Here is a 17516-nt window from a genome sequence, read left to right as displayed (position 1 = left end):
CAAGTCGCATTTGTGTGAGAGAACCGATGGCGAGGCGAAAAGCCGGACAGAAGGTGGCCGCAACGGCTGCGCCCGTGTTGGCGCGGCTGGTCCCGACCCAACAGCGCAGCCGCGAGCGGTTCGAGAAAATCCTGCAATGCGCGGCAGAGCTGATGGCCGAGAAAGGCAGCGAAGCCTTCCGCATGAGCGACGTCGTCGAACGCAGCGGCGTGCCGTTCGGCTCGCTCTATCAGTACTTTCCGGACAAGACCGCGATCATCGGCACGCTCGCGGAACGCTACAACGCGATCGGCCGCGATTGCGTGCGGCGCGATCTCGCCGTGGTCAGGGCTGCCCGGGATCTGCACCCGGCCCTGTGCCGCATTACCGACAGCTACTATCGGATGTTCATGGAAGTGCCGGTCATGCGCGACATCTGGCAAGCGACGCAGGCCGACCGGGCGCTGCAAAAGCTTGACGAGGAGGACGGCGTCTATCTCGCCGGGCTGCTCGGCGACACCCTGCGGCGGATCGCACCCGATGTATCAGCAACTGCGCTGGCCTCGTTTTCCCAACTGATGATGACGCTGATCGCGGCGACCGTCCGCCATGCCATCACGCAGGACACAAAGGAAGCCGCCCGCATCCTCATCTTGTTCAAGCGGATGCTGCCGAAGAATCTGGCGGCGCTGGAGATGTGAGAACGTCGGCGGATGCCGTACCGCCCTGCCCTTACCGCTCGAACACCGCAGCGCAAGCCGGGCTCAGGCTCGCCCTCTGCCGGCGCAGGCATGCGGTGATCGCACGCGCGTTCGGGATCTCGCCGGCACAGAGCCGGTAGACGTCGGGCGTGCAGGCCTGGCGCTGTTCAGGCGTGCCTTGCTGGGCATTGGCCGAACCAGTGGCCATCAGCGTAAGCAGGAAGCCGAGCGTCGAAGCCCGATGGGAACGACAGAGAATAGCCGCACCTCGCGCAAACCTTGCCTTCATGACCCGCGTCTCCCTGGACCAGGCCCCGCCTTGACAAGGCGGGCGTCATCCAAGCCGAATACGCGAGTTGAATTCTGCAAAATGTGATTTTTCTCACACGCGCCGCGCGTGCGCGGACCTAGTGTTTGCGTGGAGAGTTCAACACTTTAGTAACCAGCTTTGCCGCGGCCGCCGGATCGATAAAATTCGAACGATCCGCTCAATCTGGGAACAAAATACTTTTGAGATCATCGCCTCTGGAACCCGGAGAGCGCGATGAGCGAAGTTGAATACGATCTGCTGCTGGAAACCGTGCAGACGGCCATTGCGCCAGCCCCGGAGGATGATTTCGTGGTCCAGACCCAGCGCCTTTATCCGTCGCCGCGCGCCGCCAACGACAATGGGGCCTCTTGGCCGCTGGTTCCGTTTCCTGAGAGCTGGTACGCCGCCTGCTGATCGTGGCCGGCTTGCTGCGGCCTCTCATATAATCGGTCTAAGTCATTGATTATATGAATGGAGGCCACGACCAGAATTGAACTGGTGTACACGGTTTTGCAGACCGTTGCGTAACCACTCCGCCACGTGGCCCCATCGGGCGCACTCATATACGCCCCGCCCCGGATAGGCAACCAAGCAGCGCAATTCCTGCCTGCGCTGGTTAGCAAACCGACACCGTTCGAAAAGGGCCGCCTCCTCAACCTCCAGACGGATCGCCAAGACGATTATTCCGCAGACCCAGCTTGGCGGTCCTTGCGCGGATGCCCCCTACCGTCCGCTTCATTTCCAGCGCGATCGCCCTCGGGGGCTTGCCGCTCCCGATCAGCGAGCGCAGCAGCGCATCGTCTTCCGCAGTCCATTCGGCGCCGCTCAGTTGAAAGCGATCTTCGCAGCCCGTTTCCTTGGCCGGTACCGCAAACCGTTCCCAGCCCAGCGTCTCATGGAAAATGATGACAAAGGCGATCCAGAGAACGATAGCCCGCCCCTCGGACAGGGCGGCGGATTTGAGATGTTCCGCGCTGAACGTCGCGGGCCGCAAAGCGTCCAGCGCAGGCCAGAATCTCTAAAGCGATCGAATTGACGAAATAGACGTACAGCGACACGAAGGGGCCGGCGGCCATAGCGCCGATCGCTGCGATCAGCCAAAGCGGCAGTCTTCGCCCGGCTGTTTTGCTCACCAATTGGGTGGCGAGGCCGGTCAGGCACCAGGGCACAATGGCGAGCGAGAGAACATAGAGCGTCGCGCCGGCGCCTCCCATGGTGGCCGCATGCGGTCCGAGAACGACCGAAAGCATTGCCAACACGATCGGAACGCCGCAGAAGAAAACGAGATCGATCAAAGCCTGCTTCGACAGGCGCCAATGCGCCACAAGTTCCATCGCGTTGCTCCGCTTGCATCCGACGCGTCAGTCATAGTGCGAGCGACGGAATGGAGCAACGTGTGTCCGCAACATCCAACCTGCCTGGCGCGGTCAGGCCGCGCAAACAAATAGCGGACGCGGACGGCGCACCACCGTCGCCGCGCCATCCACACATCGTGCACTTGCTCAGACCCGCTCTACTGCCTGAAGCCGCCGCCGTGCAACGGCGGGGTCGAGCGAGCGCCGCAATTGCTCCTCCAGTTCATCAAGCAGGAAGAAGCTGACATCATCGACGGAGCCCTGTCCCTTGGCGAACGGCTGTTCGAGCAGCCGGATCAGATACAGGACGTAGACGAACATGTAGGTGATGAATCCAAACAGCAGGGCCGCTGCCGGATCACCCTCCGTCTTCAGCAGGAGCAACAGGACGATGATCGAGAACACCAGTGTTTGTACGAGCACATGCACCGATGGGACGAATTCGACGCGCTGGATGGTGTAGATGCGAAGCAGCACCCTGCGGATCGCATCCTGATTGGTGCGAAGACGTACGACGAAATTCGCAGCCATGCCCATGCCCTCCAGTCGACCGAGGATGGGCGTCAGCTTGCTGAGCTCGTCGAGCACGGGGGCAATATTCTTGTGGTCGTAGGCACGGTCCAGGCCTTCGCGCAGCTTTGCAATGACCCCGATCAGGATCAGCCGCGCTTCCCTGAGATTGAAGCGCTCGTTGGTCCGTGCGAAGCATTCCAGATCGCCGTCGATGGCTTCGACCGCGGTGCGCAGTGCCGTCGGAATTTGTTCGGCTTCCTTGTAATCCTTGAGAATGCTCGACAGCAGGAAGCCGATAATGAATATGGCGCCACCAATGCCGCTGGTCACCAGCCCGTTGAGCTCGAGGAACTCGAATCCGAAATAGTGAACGATTGCCTTGGCGCCGCCGAGTAACAGGACGATGATGCCGACCGTGAAGAACAGGCGGAATTTCTTTCGCAGGCTGATTTCGGCGCCGCCGAAAGGGAGATGCGAGCTGATCGAAGACGACAATGCGCGAATATCCTTTCCCTGGAGAACGTACAGGAGACAAGTTCCATCCGTTCAATTGCAGAATTTGCGGCTCGAATTCCGATGACTTCAAGGGCATGGTCCCCCGACGCTTTTGTCATCTCGAGCCTTGCGCGTATGTACCTGAAGACGAGCCGCGCCGTGGCGCTCGACTTCGGATACAGTCGACACAGATAATCCATGAAGCCTGCAAATGGATCCCCGTTGCCCGCCGCGGCGTTGGCGACATATCGCCACGATGACACAGGGGCTTGGACGGGTCGCAATAGGCCGCGATCCGGATTAGCGGCCAGCCAGTAAAAAACAGCCTGAAGCCGCCGCGCCCCGGTTGCGCGATTACAACAGCATGCTGATGGCCACGACGATGAACGGCGCGGCCACCAGCAAGACCGGCCACAGCCGGAACATCAGGCGACGAGACTACTACCTGCAATCTTCTTCTTGAGCGTCTCGCAGACGGTGCGGACTTCGGACGTCATCAGGGAACAATCCTCGATCTGCAGGAAGTAGCGCTTGCCTTCTTCGCGATAGTTCGCAGCCAGTTCCTTGATCTCGGACACCATGGCGTGAACGCCAGCCACCATCGCCTCACATCGTTTGGCGGCGTCGGTTAGTTCCACACCGAGTGCTTCAATCTCCTTCACTGCCGCATCATATTCTCGGACCACAGCTTCGGCAGAGAGTTTGCCGACCTGATTGACCCCTTCCTTGTGCTCGACATAGTCGGGCATCGGGCCTTTCGGCAACGGGTGGTCATCGCTGTGGGGTAGTTCTCGGATAGCGGGCGCTCGCCGGGCGTTGTAGATGAGAGTGCCGATTTCCCCTTCGATTTCATCAGCGTCAAGCAATGGAGAACGAGTGAGAATTTCGGTGGTTAAAGACATCGACTTTGCTCCAAATTGTTACGCGGAGAGCCGAGAATTTATCATCGTCAATGGGAATGTCATCCTTGTCCACAGATCGCTATGTATCCTTGCAGACATTGGAACCGACGCGGTGGTATCATGGTCATGACGTTTTTGCGGGGCCAACTGCACATTTTGGGATCCACCGACCTCGTCGACGCAGCTCTTGCTTGAGAGTCCGGAGTTAGGCGCGCTTGCGCCGTCGATAGTCCCGCTTCTTCGGCTTTGGCGCCAGTTCCGGCATCTCCGCCTGAACTTCCCGATACCGTGCCAGCATGCGATCGAAGCTGGCGTTGAGTGTCTGCGCGATCTCGGGCCGCTTCTCGACCCCGGCGAGCAGCAGGCCGGCGGCCTCGATGGTGGAGAGGCCGTCGCGGCGTGGTTCCTTGCGGAGTTTGCCGTAACGCGACGGGCGCTTCGGACCCAGAATGATCCGCTGGCATTTCAGCATCCACGCGTTACGCCACCACAGCGCCTTGGCCTGACTCCATGTGCCGTCCAGCAGCACGACGCCTTCGATGCCGGACAGGATGGCGCGCTGGTGCGGCTCGACCTCGCCCTTGCGGTTGATCGCCACGATCTCGGCATCGGTGTCGAGATCGCTGACCTTGGCCGAGCCGAGATAGAGCACCGCCCAGCGGGAGGGATCGTCGATCTTCCGTCCCAGCGCCTTGGAGAGGCTCGGCCAGGACAGGCCGATTTTGACGACCGCGTCCTTGAAGTGCATCGCCGTCAGCCGCGCGGTGCCGAGCGCCCTGTCCTGCTCCTGCGGATGCTGCAGGATCAGGAGCGAGATCTTGCTCTCGATCGGCCTGACGCTGTCGCAGATGCAGAGCGGCAGCGGCTTGCCGCAACGCGGACACTCCGGAACGGCCTCCACCGCGGTTCCGGCCTCGGAACTGGATTGGTCTGACATCCGCCCGCTATACGCTTTCCGGAGGCAGTAATCCAACTATTCGGCAGGCGCGGCGATCGCCGCCGGCCGGGATCGCTGCCGCAGCCGGTCGATCAGAAGGTAGATCACCGGCGTGGTGTACAGCGTCAGGATCTGCGACACGACCAATCCGCCGATGATGGTGATGCCAAGCGGCCGGCGCAGCTCGGTGCCGGGGCCGGTGGCGATGACCAGCGGAATGCCGGCGAACAGCGCTGCCATCGTCGTCATCAGGATCGGCCGGAAGCGGGCGCGGCAGGCCTCGAAGATCGCGTCAGCCGACGACAGGCCGCGGTGGCGCTCGGCATCGAGCGCGAAATCGACCATCATGATGCCGTTCTTCTTGACGATGCCGATCAACAGGATGATGCCGACAAAGGCGATCACGGTGAGCGGCGTATTCGTCACCTGCAGCGCCAGCAGCGCGCCGAGGCCCGCGGACGGCAGGGTCGAGATGATCGTGATCGGGTGGGCCAAGCTCTCATAGAGCACACCGAGCACGATATACATCGCCACCAATGCGCCGAGGATCAGAAGCGGCTGCCGCCCGCTGGTCTTGTTGAAATCGCCGGCACTTCCGTCGAAACTGCCGCGGATGCCCTCCGGCATGTGCAATTCCTCGACCGCGCGCTGGATATTGGAGGTCGCAACCTCCAGCGGCACATCGGGCAGCAGATTGAACGAGACCGTCGTCGAGGGGAACGATTGCGAGTGGTACACCGCAAGCGGCGACAGGCCGCGCTGGTAGCGCACTACGGCCGATAGCGGCACCTGGGCGTCGTTGGCGCCTGCCACATAAATCCGCTCCAGATTGGAAGGATCGCTCTGGAATTTCGGGTCGATCTCCAGCACCACCATGTACTGGTTGCGCTGGGTATAGATGATCGAAATCTGGCGCTGCGCGAAGGCGTTGTTCAGGGCGTTGTCGATGTCCTGGACGCTAACGCCGAGGCTCGAGGCGGTCTTGCGGTCGATCACCAGCGACAATTGCAGCCCGCCGGGGTCGCGGTCGCTGGAGATGTCGGTGATGCCCTCCACCGTCTCCATGCGCTTGGCGACCAGCGGCGCCCATTTCTGCAGGAGCTCGAGATTCGTGCTCGACAGCGTGTACTGGTAATCGGAGTCGCTTTGCCGGCCGCCGGTGCGGAGGTCCTGCGCCGCGAACATGAACAGGCGGATGCCGGCGACCCGGTAGAGATTCTTGCGCAGGCGATCGATCACCTGCTCCGTCGACATGCCGGCCCGCTCCTCCGGCGGCTTCAGGCTGATGAACATGGTGCCGCGGTTGGAGCCGCCGCCGCCCGGACCGGCGGTGCCGCCGAGCGAAGAGCCGATGGCGGCGACTGCAGGATCGGCCATCACGATGTCGGCCAGTTGCTGCTGCAGCCCGAGCATCGCCTGGAACGAGGTATCGGGAGATGCACGTGTCGCGCCAATCACAAGACCGCTGTCGTCGGTCGGGAAATAGCCTTTCGGCGTCTTGATATAGAGCACCACCGTCAGAGCAATGGTGGCAAAGAACACGAGCAGGGTCAGGAACGGGAAGCCGAGCACCGCCCGCAGCGTCCAGGTGTAGAAGGAAACGATGCGCGACAGCGTGCCCTCGACCAGCCGGTCGAACCAGGTCGCGCGATCGGAGGTCGCTTCCTTGATATAATGCGCGCAAATCATCGGCGTGATCGTGAGCGACACGACAGTCGACACCACGATGGCAAAGGTCAGCGTCAGCGAGAATTCGCGCAGCAGCCGGCCGACGATCCCGTCCATGAAAATCAGCGGCGTGAAGGCCGCGATCAGCGACAGGCTGATCGACAGCACGGTAAAGCCGATCTGCTTGGCGCCTTCGAGCGCCGCCGGATACGGCGCCATGCCATGTTCGAGGTTGCGGTACATGTTCTCGATCATGACGATGGCGTCGTCGACCACGAAGCCGACGGAAATCGCCAGCGCCATCAGCGACAGATTGTCGATCGAGAAGCCTGCGAGCCACATCCCGGCGCAGGTGCCGGCCAGCGCCAGCGGCACCGAAACGCCGGCCGCAATGGTCGGCGTCAGCCGCCGCAGGAACGCGAACACCACCACCATGACGAGAAATGCCGTCGCCAGCAGCGTGTACTGCATGTCGAGCACGCTGGCGCGGATGGTGCCGGTGCGGTCGACGAGCGCCGAAATTTCCACGCCGCCGGGCAGCCACTGCTTCAGTTCCGGCAGCAGCGCCCGCACCCGATCGACAGTATCGATCACGTTGGCATCGCCCTGCTTGGTGATCTGGATCAGGACCGCCGGCTGCTTGTTGAACCAGGCGATCGAGCGGCTGTTGCGGACGGAATCCTCGACCTCGGCGACATCGGCGAGGCGGACGAAATTGCCGGCGGAGCTCTTGACGATGATGTCGCGGAATTCGGCCGCGGTACGCATCTGCTTGTTGGTCGAGATCGTCTCGCTCTGGCGGCCGCCGTTGAAGATCCCGACCGGTCCCAGCGGATTGGCGTTGATGATCGCGAGCCGCACGTCGTCGGTCGCGATCCCGGCATTCGACAGCGCCACCGGATTGAGCGCGATCCGCACCGCCGGCTGGTCGGCGCCGGTGACGTTGACTTCGCCGACCCCCGGAACCTGCGAGATGCGCTGCGCAATCACGGTATCGGCGACGTCGTACATCGCACTCGTCGTCAGCGTCTTCGACGTCAGTGCCAGCACGAACACCGGGGCGGCCGCGGGATTGGCTTTGCGGAATCGTGGCAACGACGGCAGGTCGGTCGGCAGGTCCGCCAGCGAGGCGTTGATCGCCGCCTGCACGTCACGCGCGGCACGGTCGATGTTGCGGCCGATCGAGAACTGCAACTGGATGCTGGTGGACCCGAGCGAACTGGTCGAGGTGATCCGGTCAAGGCCCGCAATCTGGCCGAGCCGGCGTTCCAGCGGCGCGGCAACCGTCGAGGCCATCACGGAAGGATCGGCACCGGGACGCGTGGCGGACACCCGGATCATCGGGAAGTCGACATTGGGCACCGATGAGACCGGCAGAAAAACATAGGCGACCATGCCGACCAGGAAGAGCCCGATCGCCAGCAGCGTGGTGCCAACCGGCCGGCGGATGAAGGGCTCCGAGATCGATGCCATCTACTGCATCCCCTCGGTGGCGCCGGCGACCGGCGGCCCGGTGGGCCCCGGCTCCGGCACGGCCTTCTGAATTTTCCGGTTGAGTCGATCGAGCGCCAGGTAAATCACCGGTGTCGTATAGAGCGTCAGCAACTGGCTCAGCAGCAAGCCGCCGATGATGGAAATGCCGAGCGGAAAGCGCAATTCTGCGCCGGTACCGCTTTCGATCGCCAGCGGCAGCGCGCCGAACAGCGCCGCCAGCGTCGTCATCATAATGGGGCGGAAGCGCAACAGGCAGGCCTGCACGATAGCCTCGGAAGGCGACATGCCCTGATGCCGCTCGGCTTCAAGCGCAAAGTCGATCATCATGATCGCGTTCTTCTTGACGATGCCCATCAACAGGATGATGCCGATCAGGCCGATCACCGACAGATCCTGCCCGAACAGCATCAGCGCCAGAATGGCGCCGACGCCGGCGGACGGCAGCGTCGAGAGAATGGTGATCGGGTGAATGTAGCTCTCATAGAGCACGCCAAGCACGATGTAGATGGTAACGATCGCCGCCAGAATGAGCCATGGCTGGCCGGCCAGCGACTTGGAGAATTCGGCCGCATCGCCCGAGTAGACGCCGACGATGCTGCCGGGCATGCCGATCCTGGTCTCGATCCGCTTGACCGCCTCGACGGCATCGCCCAACGCCTCGCCGGGGGCGAGGTTGAAACTGAGCGACACCGCCGGAAACTGCGCGAGGTGCGAGATCGCCAGCGGCGCGGTAGTGCGGGTCAGCGTCGCCACCGCCGATAGCGGCACCTGGGCGCCGGGCGCGCCGGCGGTCGTGCTCGCGGCCCCCGGGAGATAGAGTTTCGACAGGATCGACGGATCGCGCTGGTACATCGGCATCGCCTCCAGCACCACGCGATACTGGTTGGCCTGGCCGTAGATCGTCGAAATCTGCCGCTGCGCAAAGGCGTCGTTGAGGGTGTCGTTGACCGCCTGGAGGCTGACGCCGAGCTGGCCGGCGCGCTGGCGGTTGATGTCGAGCGCGGCGCGCAAACCGCCCTCCTGAGCTTCCGACGAGACATCGCGGAACAGCGGCTCCCGGCGCATCTCCGCAACGAGCTTCTGCGACCACAGCGCCACCTGCGCGGCATCGGTGCCGGTCAGCGTATACTGGTACTGCGAGCGGCTCGACTGGGTCGATATCTGCACGTCCTGCACCGGCTGGAAATAGATGGTCATGCCGGGAATTTTCGCTGTGCGCTGTTTCAGCCGGTCGACCACCGCGGAAATATCATCGTGCCGCTCGCCGCGCGGTCTAAGCGTCATCACCAGACGTCCGACATTGGTGGTCGGATTGACCGATCCGGCCCCGATCACGGAGACGACGCCGACCACGTCCGGATCGGCCTGGATCGCGGCCGCCGCCGTCGCCTGCCGGCTTTGCATCTCGGCAAAGGAGACGTCGGGACCGGCCTCGGTCACTGCGGTGATCGAGGCGGTATCCTGGAGCGGTAGAAAGCCCTTCGGCGCGATCACGTACATAAAGAGCGTCGCGGCGATGGTGGCGAACGTCACCACAAGGGTCGCGCGCTGGCGCTGCAGCACCCACAGCAGCGTGCGATGGTAGAAGGCGACCATGCGGTCGATAAAGCGGCTGACGGCGGCAAGCCCCGGGACCGTCATCTCTTCCCCGACATGCTTCAATAGCCGCGAACACATCATCGGCGTCAGCGTCAGCGACACGATCGCCGAGGTCACGACCGCAATCGTCAGCGTCAGCGCAAATTCGCGGAACATGCGCCCGACCAACCCAGACATGAACAGCAGCGGGATGAAGACCGCGATCAGCGACACCGTCAGCGAGATCACGGTAAAGCCGATTTCGCTGGCGCCCTTCAGCGACGCCTCCATCACCGACTCGCCGTTCTCCATGTGACGGACGATGTTCTCGATCATCACGATGGCATCGTCGACCACGAATCCGGTGCCGATCGTCAATGCCATCAGCGACAGGTTGTCGAGGCTGAAGCCTGAAAAATACATGATGCCGAAGCTTGTGATCAGCGACAACGGCAGCGCCACGCCCGCGATCAGGGTCGCGCGCAGCGACCGCAGGAACAGCAACACCACCAGCGTCACCAGCACGACGGAAAGGATCAGCGTGAACTGGACATCCCGCACCGAGGCGCGGATGGTAACGGTGCGGTCGGAGACGATGGTCAGATTGACGCCGGCCGGAATCGCGCGCTGCACCTTGGGTATTTCGTCGCGGATCTGCCTGACGACCTCGATGACGTTGGCGCCGGGCTGGCGCTGGATGTCGATGATGACGGCCGGCGTGCCCTGATACCAGCCGCCGGTGCGATCGTTCTCCAGCCCGTCGATGATGGTGGCGACGTCGCCGATCGTGACAGGTGAGCCGTTACGATAGGCGATGATGATGGGCTTGTAGGCCTCCGCTGCCGCGATCTGGTCGTTGGCGGCAATGGTGTAGGCCTGCTGCGCACCGTCGAGCGATCCCTTCGGCCCTGAGACGTTGGCGCCGGCGATGGCGCTGCGCAAATCTTCCATCGAGATGCCGTAAGCGGCGAGCCGCGCCAGATCGGCCTGCACCCGCACCGCAGGCTTGAGCCCGCCGAGGATCGCAACGCGCCCGACGCCGGAAATCTGGCTGAGCCGCTGTCCGAGGATGGTGTCGGCGATATCGCTCATGGCGCGCAGCGAAATCGTCTCCGACGTCAGCGCCAGCGTCAGGACCGGCGCATCTGCCGGGTTTACCTTGGCGTAGGTCGGCGGATACGGCAGATTCCTTGGCAGGATACCTGCCGCTGCGTTGATGGCCGCCTGGACGTCCTGGGTGGCGCCGTCGATGTCGCGGTTGAGGTCGAACTGCAGCGAGATCTGGCTGACGCCGAACGAACTGGTCGACTGCATCGAGGACAGCGAGGGAATCTGCCCGAGCTGGCGCTCCAGCGGCGCCGTGATGAGCGAGGCGACCACGTCGGGGCTGGCACCCGGCAGTTGCGTCGTCACCTGCACGGTCGGGAAATCGACCTGCGGCAGCGCCGATACCGGTAGCGCCCAGTAGCCGAGCGCGCCGCCGATCATCAGCGCGATCCCGAGTAGCGAGGTCGCGATCGGCCGGCGGATGAACGGTTCGGAGACGCTCATGGTTGCGTGCTCACTTTACGAATTCATTTCAGGCGTGCGGCGCATCGATCATGGCTGCGACTTCGCAGCGCCGCCGCGCGCTGGCTCGGCCGGTGCCGGGCCGGTTTGTCCCTTTTGATCGCCCTCGCCGCGCTCGCGCTTGCCGCGGCGCTCGCCATCGTTTGCTTGACCCTCCTTGCCCGGACCTGCCTTGGAGTCTCCCTTGGCATCGGGGCTGCGGCTGCGCTTGCGCGGCGCGAGGTCGGCTGTTGGCGCCCTGTCGTCGGTGCCAATCAAGACATTGGCGCCGTCGGACAGATTGGCAAAGCCGGTGGTCACCACGCGATCGGAAATCGAAAGGCCGCTCGCGATGACGGCATCGTTTTCGTTCTGCTGCGTCACCACGACCGGCTTTGCGGTCGCGACATTGCCGGGGCCGATCACATAGCTGAATGTCCCAACCGGACCACGTTGCACCGCCGAGCTCGGCACCACGATCGCCTTCTCCAGCGTTTCGACCTTCAGCCGCACATTGACGAACTGTCCGGGCCAGAGCTGGAATTTGGCGTTGGGAAACTCCGCCTTCAGCTTCAGCGTGCCGGTGGTCGGATCGACCTGGTTGTCGATGCCTTTGAGCGTACCGGTGTCGATGACGCTCACGCCGTCATTGCCGAACACGTCCACCGCCAGCACGCCTTTGGCGGCGGCAGCGTTGACCCGCACGATCTGCTGCTGCGGCAGGCTGAACTGCACGGCGATCGGCTGCAGTTGGGTGATGATGACGAGGCCGGTGACGTCGGAGGCGCGGATAATGTTGCCCTGATCGACCTGGCGCAGGCCGGCGCGCCCAGACAACGGGGCGATGACCTTGGTATAGCCGAGCATCGCCTTGGCATTGTCGATCGCGGCCTGATCGGCCTGCACCAGCGCTTCCTGCTGGGCGACCACGGCGCGCTGCGTATCGGCCTGCTGCTTGGAGCCGGCATTCGACGCGGCGAGTTGCTGATAGCGCGCCAGATCGAGCTTCTGGTTGGCGAGCAGCGCCTCGTCCTGCGCCTTCTTCGCGACCGCCTGATCGTACTGCGCCTGGTAGATCACGGGATCGATTTCGGCCAGCACGTCGCCCTGCTTGACGTCCTGACCTTCGACGAAGTTCACCTTGATCAGCTTGCCGTCGACCTGGGCGCGCACCGTCACCGTGTTCAGCGCGCGGACTGAGCCCACGGCATCGAGATAGACCGGCACATCCTGCGTGCGGGGCATAGCCGCCAGCACCGGCACCGGGAGATCGGGACGTGCGCCAAGCCCGCCACGGCCGGTCTGCTTCTGCTGAAAGGCGTTCCAGCCGAGGTAGCCGAGCCCGCCGAGGATCAACAGCGTGATCGAAAGTGACACCATCCGCCGGCCAATGCCGCGCACGACGCGCTTGCCCGCCGTCTTCGGGTCGTCTTTCACTTCCGGCTTAAAGAGCATCGACCGGCCTTTCCATCCTGGGCTCCCAGCCGCCCCCCAGCGCCTGATAGAGGCTGACGATTGCCAGCAGCCGGGCCAGTTGAGCCTGCGACAGCGCATCCTCGGCCTGGAATAATGTTTGCTGCGTATTTAGCACAACGACGATGTCGGCGGTCCCGGCCCGCAACTGCTGCTCGGACAATTCAAACGCCCGCCGCGACGACGCCACGACCTCGCGCTGCAGCCGCAGCCTCTCGGTGGTCTGGCGGATCGACATCAGGGCGTTATCGACATCGGCAAAAGCCTGCACCACCGTCTTGCGGTAGGTCTGCAGCAGTTCATCCTGCAGCGCCTTGGTGAGCTCGAAATTGCCGAGGATCCTGCCGCCGTCGAAGATCGGTTGGGTCAGGCTGCCGACCATGCTGAAGAACGCGGCTTGCGGCTGAAACAGCGCCGTCAACGCCGAGCTTTGATAACCGCCCTGCCCCGTCAGTTGAATGCTCGGAAAGAACTGCGCGCGGGCGCTGCCGACATTAGCGGTGGCCGAGGCAAGCTGCGCTTCCTGGCGGCGGATGTCAGGGCGTTGCGTCAGCAACTCGGAAGGCAGGCCCGGCGTGACGCGCGGCGCGGCAATCCGATTGAGGGTTCCGCCGGTGACACGCACGGAGTCTGGCGGACGCGACACCAAGATTGCCAGCGCGTTGATGTTCTGGTCGAGCGTCTGCCGCAGCGGCGGCACCAGCGCGCGCTGATTGGCCACCACGCTTTCCTGTTGCGCGACGTCGAGGTCGGTACCGGTGCCGGCTCTGAAGCGCTCCTTGATGGCGTTGAGGATGCGCTCGGCGCTCGCGATGTTTCGCTGTGCGGTACGAATCCGATCCTGCGCGGCGAGCACCTGGAAATAGGCATTGGCAACCGTCGTCAGCGTGGTCAGCGCGATGACGTCGCGGTCAAAGCGGCTGGCGACCGCGGTCTCCTCCGCCGCCTGGGCGGCGTCGCGGTTCTTGCCCCAGAAATCCAATTCGTAGCTGGCGCTGAGCGATGCCGAATAGTTGACCACCTCACGGCCGCCAATGGACAGGCCGCTGGCGCTCGAACGGGAGGTGCGGGAATAGCTCTCCGAACCGGTACCGCTGAGAGTTGGCAGCAGCGCCGCGCCCGCGATTCGTGCCTGCGCATCGGCCTGCCTGAACCGCGCGGTGGCGGCCGCAATATCCAGATTGACGGTCTGCGCCTCCTCCATCAGGCCCGTCAGCTCCCGCGAGCGAAATCCGCGCCACCAGTCGAGCGTCGGCGGTGCGTCCGCGGCCTTCGAAAGCCGCGCCGCCTTGTAGCCTTCGGGGATGTCGAGCGCAGGGTCGGGAAGGTCCTTGGTCAGGATGCAGCCCGCGGAGCTGGCGACGAGGCCAAGCACGGCAAGCGATCGCGCCAGCCGCTTGCCGCCCGGAATGAGAACAGGCCAACCTTCGATCGCAGCAGTTGCAATTCGCTGGGTCACACCCGTTCTCCACCGGGCAAATCCCGGCCCGGCGCAATATGAGCGCTTCTCCTGTTGGGCTGCGATACGTTCACGGGGTGATGCTTCCGTTGGAACCGAACCGCGATATTAGCCTTGCGATCAGCACGCGGACAGCCCCGCGCAGCCTCTCGCCGATCGTACGTTCAGGTGCGCAAAACGGGCGACAAAGAGCTCACTTCCCCTTGTTTTATAGGGCTTGGAACGATGTCGCGACGCCGCAGGACCGCCGAATTCTTACGAAGATTTCATGGGGTTTTTCCCCCGTTCTGACGTCCAACACCGGGTCCTCGCACAGTGGAGTCCGGCCTGTGGCCGATTTGAAACTCCGGGAACAGCCGTATTTCGCACCATGCAATGGAGGGCCCTGATTCTGCGGCGCATGGACCGGATAGGGATTCCACGAGCATGCATGCGCGGCCGCAGCCGATCGGCCATCGCTTCAGCTATCGCGTGACGAGCCTGCTGATCGATCTGGACGTGGCCGACTCAAACCGGCAATCGCTGCTGCTCTGCGTCAACCGCGCGGCGCTCTGCAGCTTCCACGAGGCATGCGGCCGGTCCCACCGGAGGGCGCGGCCTTCAATACCGGCTTGGCGAGTGGAAAAATCAACGTCTATACTTCGCCGGCGTTGTCCACCCCGTGCCAAGCATTGAAGCAGGGTCGATCGGCCATGCGAAGCCCGGGTAAACCGCAATTCGATGGATCGCACATGCCCGAGTTGATTTCGGTCACATCGGAAACTGTAGACGCGACGTTTCCGGAATTGCCCCGCCTGGTCCGGCTGGCGCTGGGCTTTGGTTCAAAGCTGCAACACGGCACGCTCGACGTGACACTGGCCGACGGCCGCGTGGTCCGGTTGGGCGGCAACGGGCCGGGTCCTGCCGCCGTGATGAAGATTTACGATTACGGGTTTGCCTCGCGGCTCGTGCGCGGCGGCGACATCGGCATTGCGGAAGCCTATCTGCGCGGCGAATGGGACACGCCCGACCTCACGCAATTCCTCTATTTGTTCTGCGTCAACCAGGACTGGATGCAGACCATGCTGATCGGCAACCCGTTGACGCGCACCTTCCAGGCCGTCAGGCATTGGCTCAACCGCAACACAAAGCGGCAGGCTCGCCGCAACATCTATGCGCATTACGACATCGGCAACGCCTTCTATTCGGCCTGGCTCGATCCCAGCATGACCTATTCGTCGGCGCTGTTCGAGGACGACACGCCCGACCTGACGGCTGCGCAGCACAACAAATACCGACGGCTCGCCGAGGCCATCGATCTGCGGCCGGGCCAGAAGCTATTGGAGATCGGCTGCGGCTGGGGCGGCTTTGCCGAATACGCCGCCAAGACGTTCGGCGCCAAGGTCGTAGGCCTCACCATCAGCAAGGAACAGCGCGAATTCGCACAGGCGCGCATTCAGAACGCCGGACTCGGCGATAGGGTCGAGATCAAGCTGCAGGACTACCGCGACGAGCGCGACCGCTATGACCGGATCGTCTCGATCGAGATGATCGAGGCGGTTGGCGAGCAATTCTGGCCGAAATATTTTTCACAGTTGCGCGACCGCCTGCTGCCGGGTGGCCTCGCCGGTATCCAGGCCATCACCATCCAGGACAGCCTGTTCCAGGCCTATCGCCGCGAAGTCGACTTCATCCAGCGCTACGTCTTTCCGGGCGGCATGCTGCCGTCGCCGCAGATCCTGAAAACGCTCGGCGAACGCTTCGGCGTTCCCGTCATCCGCGAACGCATCTTTGGGCAAGATTATGCCAAGACGCTCGCGATCTGGCGAAGCAATTTCCGCGCGGCCTGGCCGAACCTGACGCCGTCGGGTTTCGACGATCGCTTCCGGCGGCTGTGGGAATATTACCTCGCCTATTGCGAGGCCGGTTTCCTGTCCGGAAATATCGACGTGCGCCAGGTGGTGTTTGCGAAATCGGACTGATCGCCCTGCCCCAACGCTGGCTTGTATGGCTGGCGGCCCTCCTTTAGGGTCGCCTAACGATTAGGCAAACGAACCGGCGATTTCAAAAACATGGCCTTCAACAAAGACGTCATCGAAGCGATCGGCAACACGCCCCTCATCAAGCTAAAGCACGCTTCGGAAGCGACCGGCTGCACCATTCTCGGCAAGGCCGAATTCATGAATCCCGGCCAGTCGGTCAAGGACCGCGCCGGCAAATGGATGATCCTCGAGGCCGAAAAGCGCGGCGATCTCAAACCGGGCGGGCTCGTGGTGGAATCAACCGCCGGCAATACCGGCATCGGGCTCGCCGTGGTCGCCAGCGCCCGCGGTTACCGCACGCTGATCCTGATCCCGGAAACGCAGAGCCAGGAAAAGAAGGACATGCTGCGGCTGTGCGGCGCCGAGCTCATCGAAGTGCCGCAACTGCCCTATTCCAATCCGAACAATTATCAGCACGTCGGGCGGCGGCTCGCTGACCAGCTTCGCAAGACCGAGCCGAACGGCGTTTTGTTCGCCGACCAGTGGAACAATCTCGACAACGCCAAGGCGCATTACGAATCCACGGGTCCTGAGATCTGGGAGCAGACCGGCGGCAAGGTCGACGGCTTTATCTGCTCGGTCGGCACCGGCGGCACGCTCGCGGGCGCCAGCCGCTTTCTGAAGGAAAAGAACAAGGACATCGTGACCGCCTGTGCCGATCCGCACGGCTTTGCGATGTACGAGCTGTTCAAGCATGGTCAGGCCAAATCGACGCCAGGGGACTCGATCACCGAAGGAATCGGGCTCGGCCGCGTCACGCCCATCATCGAGACCGCTGTTGTCGATGACGCTTTCCTGGTTTCCGACGAGGAAGCCGTAACGGTGATCTACGAACTGCTCGAGCAGGAAGGCCTGTGCCTCGGCGGCTCCACCGGTATCAACGTCGCTGGCGCGATCCGATTGGCAAAGCAGCTCGGACCCGGCAAGACCATCGTCACCGTGCTGGCCGATTCCGGCGGCCGCTATCAGTCAAAGCTGTTCAATCCGGCATTCATGCGCTCGAAGAACCTGCCGGTGCCGGCATGGCTGGAAAAGCGTACCAAGATCGACGTGCCGTTCGAGAAGGTTTAAGAGGCGAGTGGC

Annotated in this window: 14 protein-coding genes and 1 tRNA gene; 5 read left to right on the top strand and 10 right to left on the bottom strand. The window is 63.2% G+C overall.

Annotated elements, in window-relative coordinates:
* Positions 1 to 26: 26 nt before the first annotated feature.
* Complete coding sequence (locus V1290_RS00595) at positions 27 to 680, top strand: TetR/AcrR family transcriptional regulator (protein ID WP_334362493.1); 654 nt, start codon at positions 27 to 29, stop codon at positions 678 to 680.
* Between the two features lie 31 nt (positions 681 to 711).
* Here the strand turns inward: V1290_RS00595 and V1290_RS00590 are convergent, their stop codons facing one another.
* Positions 712 to 969, bottom strand: a complete 258-nt coding sequence (locus tag V1290_RS00590; RefSeq protein WP_334362492.1) for a hypothetical protein — start codon at positions 967 to 969, stop codon at positions 712 to 714.
* Positions 970 to 1224: 255 nt separating this feature from the next.
* Here V1290_RS00590 and V1290_RS00585 point away from each other — a divergent pair, with 255 nt between their 5' ends.
* Positions 1225 to 1404 carry a hypothetical protein gene (locus V1290_RS00585; protein ID WP_334362491.1) on the top strand — a complete coding sequence of 60 codons (180 nt, stop codon included), beginning with the start codon at positions 1225 to 1227 and terminating at the stop codon, positions 1402 to 1404.
* Between the two features lie 58 nt (positions 1405 to 1462).
* On the opposite strand, the gene V1290_RS00580 is transcribed toward V1290_RS00585, so the two are convergent.
* The 9 genes from V1290_RS00580 to V1290_RS00540 form a co-directional block, all read right to left on the bottom strand.
* Positions 1463 to 1536, bottom strand: a tRNA-Cys gene (locus V1290_RS00580).
* A gap of 347 nt (positions 1537 to 1883) precedes the next feature.
* Positions 1884 to 2324, bottom strand: coding sequence for a hypothetical protein (locus V1290_RS00575; RefSeq protein WP_334362490.1), 441 nt, complete (start codon positions 2322 to 2324; stop codon positions 1884 to 1886).
* Between the two features lie 168 nt (positions 2325 to 2492).
* Positions 2493 to 3353, bottom strand: coding sequence for a hypothetical protein (locus V1290_RS00570; protein WP_334362489.1), 861 nt, complete (start codon positions 3351 to 3353; stop codon positions 2493 to 2495).
* 425 nt (positions 3354 to 3778) lie between these two features.
* Complete coding sequence (locus V1290_RS00565; protein WP_334362488.1) at positions 3779 to 4255, bottom strand: hypothetical protein; 477 nt, start codon at positions 4253 to 4255, stop codon at positions 3779 to 3781.
* A 205-nt stretch (positions 4256 to 4460) separates the two neighbouring features.
* Positions 4461 to 5192 carry a tRNA-uridine aminocarboxypropyltransferase gene (locus V1290_RS00560; RefSeq protein ID WP_334362487.1) on the bottom strand — a complete coding sequence of 244 codons (732 nt, stop codon included), beginning with the start codon at positions 5190 to 5192 and terminating at the stop codon, positions 4461 to 4463.
* A gap of 36 nt (positions 5193 to 5228) precedes the next feature.
* Positions 5229 to 8333 carry an efflux RND transporter permease subunit gene (locus tag V1290_RS00555; protein WP_334362486.1) on the bottom strand — a complete coding sequence of 1035 codons (3105 nt, stop codon included), beginning with the start codon at positions 8331 to 8333 and terminating at the stop codon, positions 5229 to 5231.
* Positions 8334 to 11483 carry an efflux RND transporter permease subunit gene (locus V1290_RS00550; protein WP_334362485.1) on the bottom strand — a complete coding sequence of 1050 codons (3150 nt, stop codon included), beginning with the start codon at positions 11481 to 11483 and terminating at the stop codon, positions 8334 to 8336. It lies immediately after the preceding gene.
* A 48-nt stretch (positions 11484 to 11531) separates the two neighbouring features.
* Positions 11532 to 12935 (bottom strand): efflux RND transporter periplasmic adaptor subunit, encoded by a 1404-nt coding sequence (locus V1290_RS00545; protein ID WP_334362484.1) that lies wholly within the window; start codon positions 12933 to 12935, stop codon positions 11532 to 11534.
* The gene (locus tag V1290_RS00540) at positions 12925 to 14385 is read right to left on the bottom strand and encodes an efflux transporter outer membrane subunit (RefSeq protein ID WP_334368895.1); all 1461 of its coding nucleotides are present in this window, start codon (positions 14383 to 14385) and stop codon (positions 12925 to 12927) included. Before V1290_RS00540 ends, V1290_RS00545 begins: the two co-directional genes overlap by 11 nt.
* Before the next feature lie 402 nt (positions 14386 to 14787).
* Between V1290_RS00540 and V1290_RS00535 the strand changes: the two genes are divergently transcribed.
* From V1290_RS00535 to V1290_RS00525, 3 genes are all read left to right on the top strand, one after another.
* Complete coding sequence (locus V1290_RS00535; protein ID WP_334362483.1) at positions 14788 to 15087, top strand: DUF1365 family protein; 300 nt, start codon at positions 14788 to 14790, stop codon at positions 15085 to 15087.
* 56 nt (positions 15088 to 15143) lie between these two features.
* Entirely contained in the window at positions 15144 to 16373 is a 1230-nt protein-coding gene (locus V1290_RS00530) for a cyclopropane-fatty-acyl-phospholipid synthase family protein (protein ID WP_334362482.1), read from the top strand.
* A 90-nt stretch (positions 16374 to 16463) separates the two neighbouring features.
* Positions 16464 to 17504, top strand: a complete 1041-nt coding sequence (locus V1290_RS00525) for a cysteine synthase A (protein ID WP_334362481.1) — start codon at positions 16464 to 16466, stop codon at positions 17502 to 17504.
* Positions 17505 to 17516 lie beyond the last annotated feature (12 nt).

It is taken from the genome of Bradyrhizobium sp. AZCC 1578 (assembly GCF_036924675.1).
In the GTDB taxonomy this organism is placed as follows: Bacteria; Pseudomonadota; Alphaproteobacteria; order Rhizobiales; family Xanthobacteraceae; genus Bradyrhizobium.
The sequence above is the reverse complement of the archived record's forward strand: the minus strand, read 5'-3'. Positions and strand labels throughout refer to the sequence as shown.